The sequence below is a fragment of the Achromobacter sp. D10 genome, from assembly GCF_035282245.1.
GTDB lineage: Bacteria > Pseudomonadota > Gammaproteobacteria > Burkholderiales > Burkholderiaceae_B > Achromobacter > Achromobacter insolitus.
In genome coordinates this window covers 125,340-140,555 of record NZ_JAYJLE010000013.1, presented here as the reverse complement: position 1 = coordinate 140,555, position 15,216 = coordinate 125,340, and the positions used below count along the sequence as shown (strand labels likewise).

At 65.8% G+C, this 15,216-nt stretch carries 14 protein-coding genes; 6 read left to right on the top strand and 8 right to left on the bottom strand.

What is annotated here, in order from left to right; all coding sequences use genetic code 11:
* Positions 1-83: 83 nt before the first annotated feature.
* Entirely contained in the window at positions 84-626 is a 543-nt protein-coding gene (locus tag VCS63_RS25600; protein ID WP_323881409.1) for a GNAT family N-acetyltransferase, read from the top strand.
* A gap of 11 nt (positions 627-637) precedes the next feature.
* Complete coding sequence (locus VCS63_RS25595; RefSeq protein ID WP_063639881.1) at positions 638-1,096, top strand: bleomycin resistance protein; 459 nt, start codon at positions 638-640, stop codon at positions 1,094-1,096.
* A 48-nt stretch (positions 1,097-1,144) separates the two neighbouring features.
* Here the strand turns inward: VCS63_RS25595 and VCS63_RS25590 are convergent, their stop codons facing one another.
* The 4 genes from VCS63_RS25590 to tetR form a co-directional block, all read right to left on the bottom strand.
* On the bottom strand, positions 1,145-3,091 hold the full coding sequence (locus VCS63_RS25590) for a TRAP transporter large permease (RefSeq protein ID WP_063639883.1): 1,947 nt from the start codon (positions 3,089-3,091) through the stop codon (positions 1,145-1,147).
* Positions 3,088-3,711: a TRAP transporter small permease subunit gene (locus VCS63_RS25585; RefSeq protein ID WP_042793856.1), complete on the bottom strand. Its 624-nt coding sequence runs from the start codon at positions 3,709-3,711 to the stop codon at positions 3,088-3,090. Before VCS63_RS25585 ends, VCS63_RS25590 begins: the two co-directional genes overlap by 4 nt.
* A 182-nt stretch (positions 3,712-3,893) precedes the next feature.
* Positions 3,894-5,018, bottom strand: a complete 1,125-nt coding sequence (locus tag VCS63_RS25580; RefSeq protein ID WP_063639885.1) for a TRAP transporter substrate-binding protein — start codon at positions 5,016-5,018, stop codon at positions 3,894-3,896.
* A gap of 211 nt (positions 5,019-5,229) precedes the next feature.
* Positions 5,230-5,865, bottom strand: coding sequence for a tetracycline resistance transcriptional repressor TetR (tetR, locus tag VCS63_RS25575; RefSeq protein ID WP_164794919.1), 636 nt, complete (start codon positions 5,863-5,865; stop codon positions 5,230-5,232).
* A gap of 115 nt (positions 5,866-5,980) precedes the next feature.
* Between tetR and tet the strand changes: the two genes are divergently transcribed.
* Positions 5,981-7,216, top strand: a complete 1,236-nt coding sequence (gene tet, locus VCS63_RS25570; RefSeq protein ID WP_164794918.1) for a Tet(A)/Tet(B)/Tet(C) family tetracycline efflux MFS transporter — start codon at positions 5,981-5,983, stop codon at positions 7,214-7,216.
* On the top strand, positions 7,213-7,950 hold the full coding sequence (locus VCS63_RS25565; RefSeq protein ID WP_323881405.1) for a hypothetical protein: 738 nt from the start codon (positions 7,213-7,215) through the stop codon (positions 7,948-7,950). Before tet ends, VCS63_RS25565 begins: the two co-directional genes overlap by 4 nt.
* Here the strand turns inward: VCS63_RS25565 and VCS63_RS25560 are convergent.
* The 4 genes from VCS63_RS25560 to VCS63_RS25545 all read right to left on the bottom strand — a co-directional run bounded on the left by VCS63_RS25560 (position 7,937) and on the right by VCS63_RS25545 (position 12,023).
* Positions 7,937-8,602: a glutaminyl-peptide cyclotransferase gene (locus VCS63_RS25560; RefSeq protein WP_063639887.1), complete on the bottom strand. Its 666-nt coding sequence runs from the start codon at positions 8,600-8,602 to the stop codon at positions 7,937-7,939. The two genes, VCS63_RS25565 and VCS63_RS25560, sit on opposite strands and share 14 nt — an antisense overlap.
* 35 nt (positions 8,603-8,637) lie before the next feature.
* Positions 8,638-9,867: a helix-turn-helix domain-containing protein gene (locus VCS63_RS25555; protein WP_323881403.1), complete on the bottom strand. Its 1,230-nt coding sequence runs from the start codon at positions 9,865-9,867 to the stop codon at positions 8,638-8,640.
* Between the two features lie 126 nt (positions 9,868-9,993).
* Positions 9,994-11,364, bottom strand: coding sequence for an ATP-binding protein (locus VCS63_RS25550; protein ID WP_042793861.1), 1,371 nt, complete (start codon positions 11,362-11,364; stop codon positions 9,994-9,996).
* Positions 11,361-12,023 (bottom strand): response regulator transcription factor, encoded by a 663-nt coding sequence (locus tag VCS63_RS25545; RefSeq protein WP_042793862.1) that lies wholly within the window; start codon positions 12,021-12,023, stop codon positions 11,361-11,363. The genes VCS63_RS25550 and VCS63_RS25545 overlap by 4 nt, the downstream gene beginning before the upstream one ends.
* A gap of 506 nt (positions 12,024-12,529) precedes the next feature.
* Here VCS63_RS25545 and VCS63_RS25540 point away from each other — a divergent pair.
* Entirely contained in the window at positions 12,530-14,182 is a 1,653-nt protein-coding gene (locus VCS63_RS25540; protein WP_063639891.1) for an HAL/PAL/TAL family ammonia-lyase, read from the top strand.
* A 39-nt stretch (positions 14,183-14,221) separates the two neighbouring features.
* Positions 14,222-15,205 (top strand): Bug family tripartite tricarboxylate transporter substrate binding protein, encoded by a 984-nt coding sequence (locus tag VCS63_RS25535; RefSeq protein WP_063639893.1) that lies wholly within the window; start codon positions 14,222-14,224, stop codon positions 15,203-15,205.
* The last annotated feature ends 11 nt before the right edge of the window (positions 15,206-15,216 follow it).

Genomic DNA, 15,216 nt, shown 5'->3' with positions numbered 1-15,216 from the left:
GGCGCCTAATTATTTTTCACAAACCACATATCGCGGCGGGGCCAGGTATCATTCCCGAAGTTTTCACCTTGGCTGCCGAATCCATGCCTGCCCCAACCAGCGTGACCCTGCGCCGCATGCAGGAAACTGATATCCCCATGTTGCTGGCGATGGAGTCCGATCCCGAAGTCATGCGCTACAGCACGGGGATCAAGCCTGCCGACGACGCGCGGCGCCAGGAACTCCTGGCATGGCTGCGCGAACCACTGACCCAGCTCGGCCATTGGGCAATCACGGTCGATGACGCCGCGGTCGGCTGGGTCAGCCTGGTTCCGCTGCTGGGCACCGCCAGCATCCAGCTGGCCTATCGATTGCAGCGCGCAGCCTGGGGCCGGGGTTATGCCAGCCAGGCTGCCGGGCAACTGTGCGAGTATGCGTGGCGCGAACTCGACCTGGCTGAAATCGTTGCGGTGGTCTGGCCCGGCAACCAGGCATCGATACGCGTGCTGGAAAAGTTGGGTTTCGCGTTCAGAGCATACGAACGGCACTACGGCCACGACACCGCCGTTTATGTTCTTGCGCGCCCCACCGCTGATTCCGGCCTGTCATTGCGCGCCTCATCCGCGCCTGCCGGCGCTTCCCTCTGACGATATCCGCCATGACCTATCCCGTGCTTCCCGCTTCCGAGTTTTCCGCGGCCCGCGTCGTGCCCGAGCTGCTGGTCTCGGACATCGACAAGAGCCTGCGCTTCTGGTGCGGGTTGTGCGGGTTCTCGATAGCCTACGACCGTCCGGAGGATCGCTTTGCCTACCTGGACCACGACGGCTCGCAGGTGATGCTGGAAGAATACGGTCATGGCAGGAACTGGATTACCGGCCCGTTGGAGCCGCCGCTGGGGCGCGGGATCAATCTGCAGATCGAGGTTCCCGCGATTACACCGATAGTCGACGCCCTGCGCGGCGCCGGCTGGCCGCTGTATATGCAGGCTGAAGAAAAGTGGTACCGCGCGGGGACGACCGAAGTCGGCGTGCATCAGTTCCTGGTACAGGATCCGGACGGCTATCTGATCCGGTTCTCGGCCGGCCTGGGGCGCCGCGCCATACCGGGCACCGCTTGAGCCGCGGCAGGACGGAAGGCAAGCCGCAGGCCGCCTCCCTGAAATCCTTTACCGGTACAACACCGTCGGCAACCACATGCCGATGCCGGGGAACACATACAGCAGGAAAATCGCGACCACCTGGATGCCCATGAAAGGCATCATGCCCAGGAAGATCTGGTTCAGGGTCACATGCGGCGGCGAAACGCCCTTCAAATAGAAGGCCGACATCGCGACCGGCGGCGACAGGAACGCCGTCTGCAGGTTCAGCGCGACCAGAAGGCCGAAGAACAATGGGTCAATGCCGAACGTATTGAGCAGCGGCACGAAGATGGGCATGAAGATCACGATGATCTCGGTCCACTCCAGGGGCCAACCCAGCAGAAAGATGATGACCTGCGCCAACAGCAGGAACTGCAGTTGCGACAGGCCTAGCGACAGCACCCATTCCTCGATGATGCGCTGCCCGCCCAGCAAGGCAAACGCCGCAGAGAAGATCGACGAACCGACAAACAGCCAGCACACCATGGCGCTGGTCTTGGCGGTCAGGAACACCGATTCGCGCAGCACCGGCAGGTTCAGCCTCCGGTACGCGAGCGCCAGCAGCGCTCCGCCCATGGCGCCCATGGCGGCGGCCTCGCTGGGCGTGGCCAGCCCGAAGGCAATGGAGCCGAGCACCGCCGCGATCATCACCGCCAGCGGAAAGAACGAGGCCATCAGCATCTTGAAGATTTCCATGCGCGCCCAGGTCAGCATCGCATAGAACACCACCAGGATCGCCGCGCATATGCCCGCGAAGATCCAGAACCCCTTCGGCGCGGCGATGCCGGCGTCAGCGGCTGGCGGCGCCTGCCCGGCGGCGGGCGCCGGGGCGGCAGCCTGCGCGCCCGGCGGCTCGGCCAGGCCGGTCGGCGCGGCCGGTTCATTGGAAGGAGGTTCCGCCAGTTCATTCGATGGCGGTTCCGCCAAGCCGTCGGCAGGCGGTTCGCTCAAGCCTGAATCGAAGCCTCCCGAGCCGAGCTGCAGTTCGGCTGGAATCTCGTAAACGACTTCCGGGCGCGTCGACGCCTGGTAGACCACCGCCACCAGCAGCACCGTCACCGCCAACGGCGCCAGCGCCAGCGCCATGTTGCGCATCAGGAAGCCGAGCGGCACATTCTGGTTGCGGCGTCCCTTGAACAAGGCCGCCAGCATGCCGGAGACCGCGCGCGTGTAACCGCCGGACGCCAGCGCCGCGGACTCCTGGGACAAGGGCACGCCGCGCTCTTCCTTGGGCAGGGGCGGCGCCATGTCGGGACGCAGCTTCGCGACGATGATCACGTAGATCATGTACAGCACCGCCAGCATGATGCCCGGGAACAGCGCGCCCGCGTATAGCTGCACGACCGATACGCCGGTGGTCGCGCCATACACGATCAGCATCACGGAGGGAGGCAGCAGAATGCCCAGGCAGCCGCCCGCCGTGATGGAGCCGGCGGTCAGGCGGACGCTGTAGCCCGCCTTGAGCATGGCCGGCATGGCCAAGAGGCCCATCAGCGTGACCACCGCTCCGACTATGCCGGTCGCGGTCGCGAAGATCGCGCAGGTCGCCAGCGTGGCCACCGCCAGCGCGCCCGGCAAACGCGCCAGGGCCAGGTGCATGGAACGGAACAGCTTTTCGATCAGATTGGCGCGCTCGACCAGATAGCCCATGAACACGAACAAGGGAATCGAGATCAGCGAGTCGTTCGTCATCGTGGCGTACGTGCGCTGCACCATCAGGTCCAGTGTCTGCCCGACCGAACGGCCTGCATCGGAACTCTGCATGTAGTAGGCCAGGAAGGTGAACAGCACCCCCATGCCCATCAGCGTGAATGCGGTCGGAAAGCCCAGCATGATCGCCACCACGATCAGCGCCAGCATCAAAAGGCCTATATGCCCCGTAGTGAGGTGGTCCCAGGGCGTCAGGAACGCGATCATCAGCAGCACCAGCCCGATGCATGATAGGCCGAACCACAGCGCCTTGTGGATCTTCATGAGCGCGGCTCCCCGGAAGTGACGTAGCGATCCAGCTTGGCGATGTCTTCGTCCTTCACATGCACCATCTGCTTGAGCTTGTCGACGTCCACTTCCTCGACGTCCTCGGCGCGGGAGGGCCAGGCGCCGCGTCGCAGGCACAGCACGCAGCGCAGCACCTCCGCCACGCCTTGCACCAGCAATACCGCGCCCGCTATCGGGATAAAAGCCTTGAAGGGATAGATCGGTGGCCCGTTGGCCATTAACGATGAGTGTTCGCGGATGGCGATCGAATAGCCGGCGTAATACCAGCCTGCCCACACCAGCGCGATCACGCCCGGAAAGAAAAACACGATGTACAAGATCAGGTCCAGCCCCGCCTGCACGCGAGGTGGCAGGAAGCCATACAGGATGTCGCCGCGCACATGGCCATTCTTGGCCAGGGTATACGCGCCGGCCATCATGAAAAGGATGCCGTAATACATCATCTGCAGATCGAACGCCCAGGCGCTGGGCTGGTTCAACAGGTAGCGCGCGGCCACCTCCCAACAGACATGCAATGTCAGGACTACGATCAACCAGGCAAAGGCCTGCCCGACAAAAGTGGAGATACGGTCTATGAAACGTATGATTCGGATCATCTCACTTCCAGGTCAAGACGCGTGGCGTCCCGCCGCACCCCGGTAAAGGCGCGCGGCATGCGGCAGATATGCTCTGCACAATCAAGATGCTCTACCCAATCCAGGGCGCCACGGATCCGGCTTGGCCGGTCCGCAGGCGCCCCCCCTGGAGGGGGCCCGCGTCAGCAGGTACGGGCTGGGTCTCAGGCGGTCTTGGTACCGCGCGAGAAGTAGTGGTTGTAGGCCATGCGGAAGTTGACCGAGGTATCCCCGTGCCAGCGCCCCACCCGCTCGGCGAAGGCGCGCTGGGAATCCAGCACCTTCTTGAACAGCGGGTTTTCAGCCGAGCGCTTGGCGATCATTTCGTCCCAGATCTTCAACTGCTGCTGCAGGATGGCGTCAGGCGTCTTGTAGAACTTGACGTTGTGATCCTTCTGCAGCTTGATGTAGTCCTGTGAATAGCGGTTGGACGCCTTCCAGGACATGTCCGCGCTGGAAGCCTGCGCTGCGTAGCTGAGGATGTGCTTCAGGTGTTCGGGCAGCGCGTCGTACTTGGCCTTGTTGAACAGCACTTCGAACTGTTCGGCGCTCTGGTGGAAGCTCTGCAGCATGCAGATCTTGGACACATCCTGGAAGCCCAGGGCCAGGTCCGACGAGGCATTGTTGAATTCCGCCCCGTCCAGCAGCCCGCGGTCCAGTGCCGGCACGATTTCCCCGCCGGGCAACGCGTTCACGGCTGCACCCATGGCGGTGTACATATCGATGGCCAGGCCCACGGTACGGAACTTCAGGCCCTTGACCTCTTCCATCTTTGTGATCGGCCGTTTGAACCATCCAAAAGGTTGAGTCGGCATCGGCCCGTACATCAGCGACACCACGTTTACGCCCATGGCCTTCTGGATTTCGACCAGCAACTCCTTGCCGCCGCCATATTCGTGCCAGGCAAGCAGCATGTTGGCGTCCATGCCGAAAGACGGGCCGGACCCCCACAGCGCCACCGCCGTATTCTTGCCGTACCAGTAGGCGACCACGCCATGTCCGCCGTCCAGCGTGCCCGCTGACACCGCGTCCAGCAGATCAAATGCCTTGACCACGGCGCCAGCCGGCAACACCTCGATCTTCAACTGGCCTCCGGCCATGTCATTGACCTTCTGCGCGTAGTCGCGGGCGAACTCGTGGAAGATGTCGTTGGCGGGCCAGGTACTCTGGAAACGCAGGGAAATCGGGGCATTCTGCGCCCGGGTGACAGCCGGAAATCCGAGGGCCGCGGCGCCGGCGGCGGCAGCGCCCGAGATGAACTTGCGGCGGGGCTTTGTAACGTGTTGCATGGCTTGTTGTCTCCTGAAAGGACTACATGGACCAGCTTGTAGTTACTTCTCCTGCGTGGACGCGGGATGGCGACGCCTGCTGCGGTATCCCGCCGAGGCGATTGCGGACAAGGCGCAACCGTGTGCTGATTAAACCTTTCTGACTAATCGCTGACAATCAGCTTCTCGTCAGGAATTACCCTAGACGGGATGACTACGACTTTTGGATGAGTCAATCGGGCTTGAGCGACGGGCTGCGCTTCTGCTTCAGACCATCGAGCAACATCGCAAGCCCATACTCGAACATGGCATCGGGCCCGCCATCGTCCAAAGTCCGCAACGCTGCGGCGAGTAAAGGCGCCTTGGGCGCCAGGCTTTCCGGTTGGCCGGTTCGGCGGTCCTGGCCATCGTTCTCCGCGGCCTGCTGCTCAAGAACCGCTCCGACCGTGAAGCAGCTGATCGCCACCAAGGCATAAGCCGCGTCAGCCGGCGCGAACCCCTCGCCGCACAGAAAGCCCAGTTGTGCTTGCACCGCATCGAACTGCGGTTCGCTCGGTCGGGTGCCGGCGTGTATGCGGGCGCCGTCGCGATAGGCCAGCAGCGCCCGCCGGAAGCTGCGCGCGTTGCCCTTCAGAAACGTCCGCCAGCTGTCGCCGGGCTTGGGCATGGCGTACGTGTGGCGCTCCGACAGCATCGCTTCGGCCAGGCTATCCAGCAATGCGCGCTTGTTCTTGAAATGCCAGTAAAGCGCGGGCTGCTGGACGCCCAGGCGCTCGGCCAGCTTGCGTGTCGTCAAACCGTCCACCCCGACCTCGTCAAGCAGGTCCAGCCCCGCGCGGATCACGGTATCCCGCTGCAATTTCGTCATGCTTCTTCCTCGAACGGCTTGAAAATTTATCAATGATAAATTACTGTGCTGAAAAATTTATCAACGATAAATAATACACATCCATGCATGCCGTAAAACTCCCCGGAAACCGACCATGAAGGCCGGCAACGTCCTCGTCATCCTGAGCACCGTTGCATTGGACGCGGTAGGCGTCGGCCTGGTCATGCCGGTCCTGCCCGGTTTATTGCGCGACCTGGTCCGGTCGGAGGACATCGCCGGCCACTATGGCGCCTTGCTCGCGGCCTATGCGCTGATGCAGTTCCTCTGCGCCCCGGCGCTGGGCGCGCTTTCCGATCGCTACGGGCGGCGGCCCATTCTGCTGCTCTCGCTCGCAGGGGCCGCCATTGACTATCTGGTCATGGCAACGGCCCCGACCCTGCTCGTCCTGTATCTGGGACGGCTCGTCGCGGGTATCACCGGCGCGACGGGCGCCGTGGCGGGCGCCTGCATCGCCGACCACGCCGACGGCCGCGAACGAGCCCGCTATTTCGGGCTGATGAGCGCCTGCTTCGGACTCGGCATGATTGCCGGTCCCGTCATCGGCGGACTGATGGGCGGTATCTCGCCGCGCATGCCCTTCCTGGGCGCCGCATTCTTGAATGGGCTGAATTTCCTGATGGCTTGTTTCCTGCTGCCGGAATCACGTAGCGGCGAGCGGCGCCCGCTGTCGTTGAAGGCTCTCATGCCCGCGTCTTCCTTCCTGTGGGCGCGCGGCAAACCGGTGGTCATCGCATTGATGTCCGTTTTTTTCGTCATGCAGTTCGCGGGGCAAGTGCCCGGCACGCTGTGGGTCATCTTCGGCGAAGACCGTTTCCGCTGGGATGCCGCCACCGTCGGCATTTCGCTGGCCGCGTTCGGCGCGCTGCACGCGCTGGTGCAGGCGCTGGCCACAGGCGCCCTCACAGCGCGGCTGGGCGAAGCGCGGACGCTGTTGCTGGGCATGGCGGCGGATGCCCTGGGCTATGTCTTGCTGGCATTCGCGACGCGTGGATGGATGGCCTTTCCTATCATGATCCTGCTGGCCTCGGGCGGCGTAGGCATGCCCGCGCTGCAAGCCATGCTGTCGGCGCAAGTGGACCCGCAGCGCCAGGGTCGGCTGCAAGGCGCGCTGGCCGGGCTGTCGAACCTGAGTTCAATAGTCGGGCCCGTGGCCATCACCGCGCTCTATGCGTCACCACCTGGTTGGAACGGATGGCCGTGGATCGCGGGCGCCGTCCTGTATGGTCTTTGCTTACCCGCCTTGCGCCGCGGGACCGCCGACGAGGCTTGCCGGGCCCCGGGCCGGCCCGCGTTACTATCGCGGGACCACAAGCCGCAAGGAAGGGAATGAACCAGAAGCAGCGCACGACCGAACGCCGCCGGATTCCACGCAAGGCCTGGGCCTTGGGCCTGATCATCGCTGGCGCCGCGGGTTTTTATGCATGGTGGGAATCGCCACTGGGCCCGGGCCTGAACGAAGGCAAGATACGCAAGATCCTGCTCGAGGCGACGGCGCAGCCGGCGTACGCGCCGGTCGGCGCCTGCGTCAGCGTCGTGGGCGTGCGGCCCTTGCCCACCAATGCCTACACCTCGATCCTGGAAAGCCAGGACAGGATCGTGCAGGGACTGATCAAGCACGAGCTGATCACGGTCAAGCGCGTCAGCGCCAGCGGCGACGGCGGGCCGCCTCGAGCGGACGAGGATCCCGATGACGCGACCAGCCGCGTGGAGCTGACCGACAAGGGCCGCCCGTACTACACGGACGGCGAGGCGCGCATCAGTTCCAAGCTGGTCTACACCGCGAAGTTCTGCGCCCCCGGCCTGCAGATCGGCAAGATTCTCACCTATACCAAGCCGCTCAAGAATCCGTTCGACGACAACCCCAACCTGGTCTCGGCAGTGAAGTTCGAATGGCGATTGGACCGCGCCGCCGCGGATTGGGCGGTGGATCCCGCCTTCCGTCCGTACATATCCGGCTTCGCCTCGCAGGAGCAGCCGGACGAATGGCAGACGGAGCACATCATGCTGGAACGCAAGAGCGGCGTGTGGGAGCTGGGAGACAGGCCCTACATCATCCGCTGGTGACCACCGTATCGTCGGACTGGGCTGACGGACGGCGCACCGCCCTCAGTTTGCCGCTTTCGCCGCCGCCGCAGAAAAAGCAACCGGCGCCATCCGACTCCAATCCGGATACGCCGGTACCCGCCGGCATTTCAACACTTTGCAGCACTTCGCCGGTGCGCGCATCCACCTGCCGGAGATCGCTGGCGCCATCCTCCCAGGTGCCGTGCCAGAGCTGTCCGTCCACCCAGGTCACCCCCGTGACGTAGCGGTTGGATTCAATGGTGCGCAGCACCCGGCCGGATTCCGGATCCACCTGGTAGATCTTGCGCTGGCGGTACTCGGCGACCCAAAGGCTGCCCTCGGCCCAGGCCATGCCCGAGGCGCCGCCGCCGCCCGGCGCCGGAATCCGGGCCAGCACCCGGCCGCTTTGCGGTTCGAGCTTCACGATGCTGCCGTCGGAGATCTGGTAGAGATGCTTGCCGTCAAAGGCCGTGCCCGCGTTGGCGACCATGTCGATGGAAGCCTGGGTGCTGCCGCTGTCGGGATCCATGGCGACCAGTTTCTCACCGGTGGCAAACCATACCTGGCGGCCATCATAGGTAACGCCATGCACGGCCTGCACGCCGGGAAAGGGACCGTACTCGCGAATGATCTGGGCTTGCGTGCGCTTCATGTCGATGTCCTTTAACTGGGGTTCGAGCATCCATGCTAGTTGTCGGCGAGCGCGGCCGGGAGTAACAAGGTTGTCGTGAATCCCGGCACAGGCGGCGTCATCCAGCGGCGGGCCCGGCCTTGCCCGCAAGCCCGCACCTTGCCCGCCGCGGCCAGTGCGTCCAGCGTGCGCTGCACGGTGCGCTGGCTTGCGCCCAGCGCCAGCGCCAGGGCCGAACTGGACCAGGCCTCGCCATCGGCCAGGCAGGCCAGGACGGCTCCCTGGTCCCTGCCACCTTCGCCTGCGGGCCGCGCCAGCAACGCCACCTGCCTGCCCTCTCTTGGCTTCAGGACAAAGCCGCCGCGCGCCGCGCTGATCCCGGCCACCCCTCCCAAGGCCGCGCGCAGGCGCCCGATTTCGACACGCAGGCGCGCGCGGTGCGTCTCGTCGAAGTAAGCGGTTCGAAAGGCCTGCGCTATGAGTGTTTCCCTGGGCGCGGGCTGCGGCCAGGCTTCGGCCAGGACGCGGGCCAGCGCGAACAGCACCGGACGGCTGGCCAGCGGGATCTCCAGCCCCTCTCCACGCACCGCATGGCGGCATCCGTCCACCACCAGCATGTCGGACGCCAGCAGCGCTTCCACTTCATCCAGCAGGATGGGCCGCTGGCCCCCCTGCCCGACCAGCCGCGCGGCGGGCGTGTTCAGGACCAGCGTAGCGTGTTCGACTTCGGCCATCAGGGCCGGAATGCCGGCAACGCGAGCCGCCAGCTCGGCCTGCGTCAACGCCGCGCGCGCCGGGCCCGTGCGCAGCCGCCGCAAGGCAATGCCGGCTGCGATCAGTTCGTGGATGGCGCGGGACGCCGGCGCCAGGGTGCCCGGATCCAGCATGGCCAGGGCGTCCTCGGCGCGATCGAGCCGACCGATCAGCAATTCGCGCCTGGCCTGCAAATGCCGCGCGTGCGCGGCATTTGCGGGATCGCCGTAGGCGTCCAACGCGGCTCGCGCGGCCTCCAGCGCCTTCTCCGGCCAGGACAGGTCGCGCGAAACCAGGGCAATCTCCGCCTCGGCCACGACGCACCGGGCCCGGGCCAGCGCATTCTTGGGATCGAAGTTCCTGGCCGCGGTGCGCAGCAAGGTGCGGGCGCGGCGAAAATCTCCCAGCTGCGCCATGGCGATACCGCGCAAGGCCAGCGCGGGCGCGTCGTCGCGCAAGGCCACGAGGTTCAGCGCGCCCAGCGGGTTGCCGGCTGCCAGCGCGCGCGCAGCCGTAGTGATCAGAACATCCATTGAAATCCCGCCACTGCCGCCGCTCCCGCAGTCCGCTGACCGGAAACTAATCTACCATCTGGCAGGCGTGCGCAGCGCAGCCCTGATGCCCGGCCATCTGGCAGGCTGATCTTCGACGACCGGAATTCAGGCGGCCGACGTACCGGCCACGGGCGGGAACGTCACCGTCAACCCCACGCCCCTGCCGCGCAGGCCCACGTCCAGATCCACTCTTGCGCCATGCTGTTGCGCGATCTGCGCCACCAACGACAGGCCGATGCCACTGCCGCCGGCGGCGCTGCCCGGGGCGCGGTAAAAGCGGTCGAACACACGCGACCGTTCCTGCGGCGCAATGCCGGGACCATCGTCAGCCACGCGCAGGCAGGCCCCGCCAACGGGCGACGGCCCGCAAGACACGGCAATCTGGCCGCCGCTTTGCGTATAACGCACGGCATTGTCCAGCAGGTTGCGCACCAGCACTCCCAAGGCGTCCAGCCGCCCGCGGGCGACGCAAGCCTGCACGTCCAACTGGATGCGCAGTTGCTTGCGGGTTGCGTCCGTTTCCCAATCGCGCACCAGCATGACGAGCAGCTTGTCCAGCTCGATCAATTCTGGCTCGTCGGCGCTTGCAATAAGCGCGTCCATGCGGGCCTGGTCCAGCAGCTGCTCCGACAGGCGCGAGGTGCGCTGGGCCACCAGGCGCAATTTCTCGATGGCCGCCGGCGCGTCGCCGGAGCCGGCGCTGCGGGCCACGAGTTCCGCGTGCGCGCTCAAGGCAGCCAGCGGGGTGCGCAGTTCGTGCGCGGCATCCTCCAGAAAGCGGCGCTCGCGATCCATGCCGCCCTTGACACGCAGCAGCAGCTGATTGATCGAGCGGATAAAGGGGCGCAGTTCGCCGGGCATCCCGGCCATGGGCAGCGGCGCCAGGTCGAACGGACCGCGCCGCGAAACCGCCACGCCGACGCGGTCCACTTTCCTGAATGCGCGGCCGACCACTACCCAGCTCACCACCGCCAGCAACACAAAAAGAACGGACACGATGATCAGCCCGCGCTTCAGGCTTTGCAAAGACTGCGCCCGCAACTCGCTCTGCGGCCGGGCCACTTGCACCTGCACGCGACCTTGCGCGTCGGAGATCGCATACACGCGCCAATCCATGCCGTCGGCGGTCACGTCGGAATAGCCGTCCCGGAAACCGCCGCTCAAGGGCTGCTCGGGCGACTCCGGCGAACGCAGGAGCAGCCGGCGGTCAGCCAGCGACCACAAATGGAAGCGCACTTTGTCGCGGTCGACGCGGCTGGGCGTAGGCGGCGTGAAACGTTCGGACGGAGCCTCGTTGCCCAGCAGGCTGACCGGCAGGGAAGCCAGCATCTGGCTGGCCGCGTCGTGCAGCCACTGGTCGCGCGCGCCGGTCTGCGAACGGGTCGCTTCATATTGCTGGAACCCAAACACGGCGATCCAGGACAGGGTCATCGTCAACAGCAGCGTCAGGGTCAGCTGCTTGCGCAGCGTCTTCATTCCGGCGCCTCGATGCGATAACCCAGGCCATGGACCGTGACGATGAGCTTGTCGCCGAGTTTGCGCCGCAATTGGTGGATGTAGACCGCCACCGTGTTGCTTTCGATGGCGCCGCTGTCCCCATAGACGGCGGCCTCCAGCTGTTCGCGGCTGACCGTGTGGCCGACGCGCTCCATGAGCGCCAGCAGCGTCCGGTACTCGTGCGCGCTGAGATTGACTTCGACGCCGTCGCGGGTCACCGCCCGTCGGGCGGGCTCCAGCACCACGTCGCGGCAGCGCAGCGCCGAAACCACGGCATTGCTGCTGCGCCGGACCACGGCGCGCAAGCGAGCCAGCAGTTCATCGAGCTGGAACGGCTTGACGATGTAGTCGTCGGCGCCCGCGTCCAGGCCCTGCACCCGCTCGCTCAGCCGGTCGCGGGCGGTCAGGATCAGGACCGGGGTGGCGTCGTAGCGCGCGCGCAAATGCTTCAGGACCGCCAGGCCGCTGCCGTCGGGCAGGCCCAGGTCCAGCAGCACGGCGTTAAAGCCGTGCTCCACCAAAGCCAGGCGCGCCTGGGCGACATCGCGCGCCCATTGCACGTCGGCGCCCGATTGCACCAGGCTGGTATGCACGGCGTCGCCCAACATGGCGTCGTCTTCTACTAGCAGGACACGCAAGAAAGCTCCAGGGGGGTAAATGATGCCGCAGCATGCCGGCTGCGTTTTAAGAACTGATTAAAAGCCGTTGCCCCTGCCACGCGGCTGTAACGGACATGGGCAGGAGCGGGGAAAAGCCCTGCCAGGCAAAGCACTTGAGCGCCGCATTTTAACAAGCGCCCCCGTCAATCCGGCCAGAGAAACAGGGTCGTATTCTTCGCTTGACTGTACTTGTATATACGAGTTAAATAAATCTCGCCGATACCGCATCCCGGAACGCGCCATGAGCGCCATCCGCCGCACCGCACCTGGGCAACACCCCTTAGCCATCGTGTGCGCGCAAGCCGTCGGCCTGGCTTTGTCCATGCTCAAGGTGCAGTTCCCCCTCCTTTCCCCCTTCCTCCGTTCGAGGAGCTGTGATGCGTCGTCTTCCCGTTGTTGAAGTTCGCGTTCAGACAGGCTTTTCCCGCAGGTTTGCTGGTCCGTTGTTGCTGGCCCTCGCCGCCGCTCTCCCTGCCGCTCCGGCCATGTCCGCCACTGCCGCCGCGCTGGCCGCATCCGCGCAGACGCGCGAAGCAGCCCGCCAAGCCCCCCTGGCACTGGACGGGCGTTCGCTCACTGCGGCGGACGTGGTCGCCGTGGCGCGCGGCGGCCAGCCCGTAGCGCCCACCGAGGCCGCGTGGCAGCGCGTGGCCCGTTCGCACGACCTGCTGCTGGAGTACGGCCGCCTGGGACAACCCGTGTACGGCCTGAATCGCGGCGTCGGCCAGAACAAGGACCAGACCATCTTCTCCGGCGACACGTTGTCGGACGAGGCCCGGGCGCTGTCCGCCGCTTTCAACCACCGCATGTTGCTGTCGCACACCGTGGCCTATGGCGAACCGGCATCGGCGGACACAGTGCGCGCCGCCATGCTGATTCGGCTCAACACCGCGCTGGCCGGCGGCACGGGCATGAGCCCGCCCCTGATCCGCCAGTACGCTGAATTCCTTAATAAGGGCCTGACGCCGGTGGTGCTCGGGCAAGGTTCGGTCGGCCAGGCCGACATCACCATCCTGCCGCAGATCGGCCTGGCCATGATGGGTGAAGGGATGGTGGAAGCCGGCGGCAAGCGCCTGCCGGCAGCCGAAGCCATGCGCCAGGCGGGCCTGTCGCCGGTCAAGCCTTACGCCAAGGATTCCCTTTCCCTGCTGAGCTCCAATGCCTACGGCGCGGCGCTGGCCATCCTGGCCGCGCACGACGCCAGCCGGGTGCTGGACCGCGCGGACGAGGTTGCCGCCCTGTCGCTTGAAGGCCTGAACGGCAACGTCGCTCCCCTGCTGCCCGCCACTCAGGCCCAACGTCCGTATCCGGCCCAGCAGCAGGTGGCGCGGCGGATTCTGTCGCTGCTTGAAGGCAGCGCGCTGTGGCAGGTGGATGCGCAGCGTCCCCTGCAGGACCCCTTGAGCTTCCGTACCGTGAGCCAGGTGCATGGCGCCGCCCGCGAAGCCTTGCGGCAGTTGGACACACAGTTGATGGTGCAGATCAATACGTCGGACGACAACCCGACCGTGGCGCTGGACGTCTCTCCGCCGGCTGGCGCGACGCCGCAGGAGGCCCGCTATTACGTCACCGAAGGCAAGCTGCGCGGCGCCGTGCTGCCCAGCGCCGGGTTCGACCCCACGGCCTGGGTGGTGCCGTTGCAGTCGGTGGGGGTGGCGCTGTCGCAGGTGGCCCAATCTTCGGCGCAGCGGGTGCTGCGCATGGGCGACCCGGCCTTCACCAAGCTGCCGCGCTTTCTGTCGCCCAACGAAACCACGCTGGCCTACACCACCATCCAGAAGCCCGTTTCGCTGCTTGCCACGGAGATCCGGGCCTTGTCCCAGCCCGTATCGTCGGACGCCCTGGCCGTTGCGGGGAACATCGAGGATGTGGCCACGAACGGCCCGCTGGCCGCGCAACGCGTCGCGCAACAGGCCGCGCGCCTGCGCACTTTGCTCGGCATCGAACTGATCCACGCGGCGCAGGCTGTGGACCTGCGCACCCGCGCCGACCCGCAGCGCGCCGTGGGCAAGGGAACCGGCGCGGTGCTCGCGGCTTTCCGGCAGGAAGTGCCATTTCTTTCGCAAGACAGAAGGCTCGCCGACGACATTGCGCGCGCCGATCAGTTTCTTGACACGGAGCGCGGCACCGCGCGATAGGCGCCGCGCCGCAGTCCGACCGACAACAAGGGGAATTCCATGAATAAGTATCTTGCGCTGTACCTGGGTGGCAGCTTGCTGGCCGCCTCACTGTCCGGGCCCGCGGCGGCGGCCGAAGGCAAGTATCCCGCCAGACCCGTGACCATCGTCGTGCCGTTCGGGGCCGGCGGCATCGCCGATGCCCTGCCCCGCATCGTCGGCCAGGAACTCAACGGCAAATGGGGGGTGCCAGTCATCATTGAGAACAAGGTCGGCGCCTCCGGCAACATCGGCATGGACTACGTCGCGCGCGCCAATCCCGACGGCTACACGCTGGCCCTGGCGCCCGCCGGCAATCTGACCGTCAACCCGCTGCTCTATACCAAGCTTTCTTTCAATACGGCCAGGGACTTCGCGCCGGTGACCATGCTGGCCACCTCGCCCAACGTGCTGGTGGTCAACGACCGCGTGCCCGCCAAGACATTCACCGAACTGGTGGCCTATGCGCGCCAGCATCCGGACAAGCTCAATTACTCCTCGCCGGGCCCCGGCAGCGGCGCCCACCTGGCGGGCGAACTGCTGAACCAGTCGGCCGGCATCGTCACGCGCCACATCCCGTACAACGCCATGGCTGCCGCCGTGAACGATGTGGTGGCGGGCAATGTGGACATGATGTTCGCCGGCGTCTCCACCGTGTTGCCGCATATCCAGTCCGGCAAGCTGCGCGCCTTGGCGGTCGCGGGCCCGCAGCGCCTGCCGCAATTGAAGGACGTGCCCACGGTGGCCGAAAGCGGTTATCCCGGCTTCGACGTGACCTCCTGGTACGGCATCGTCGCGCCGGCCAAGGTGCCCGCCGCGATCCTCGACCAGCTGCAGGCCGACATCGCGCAGGCCCTCCAGAAAGAATCCGTGCGCCAGAAGTTCGCCGGCCTGGGCGTCGACCCCGCCGGCTCAAGCCGCGCGGATTTCACCCGGGCGATTCAGCAGGAAACCGACAAATGGGCGGCCATCGTCAAGCAGGCCGGCATACAACCGATCCAATAACAGAGGAGACA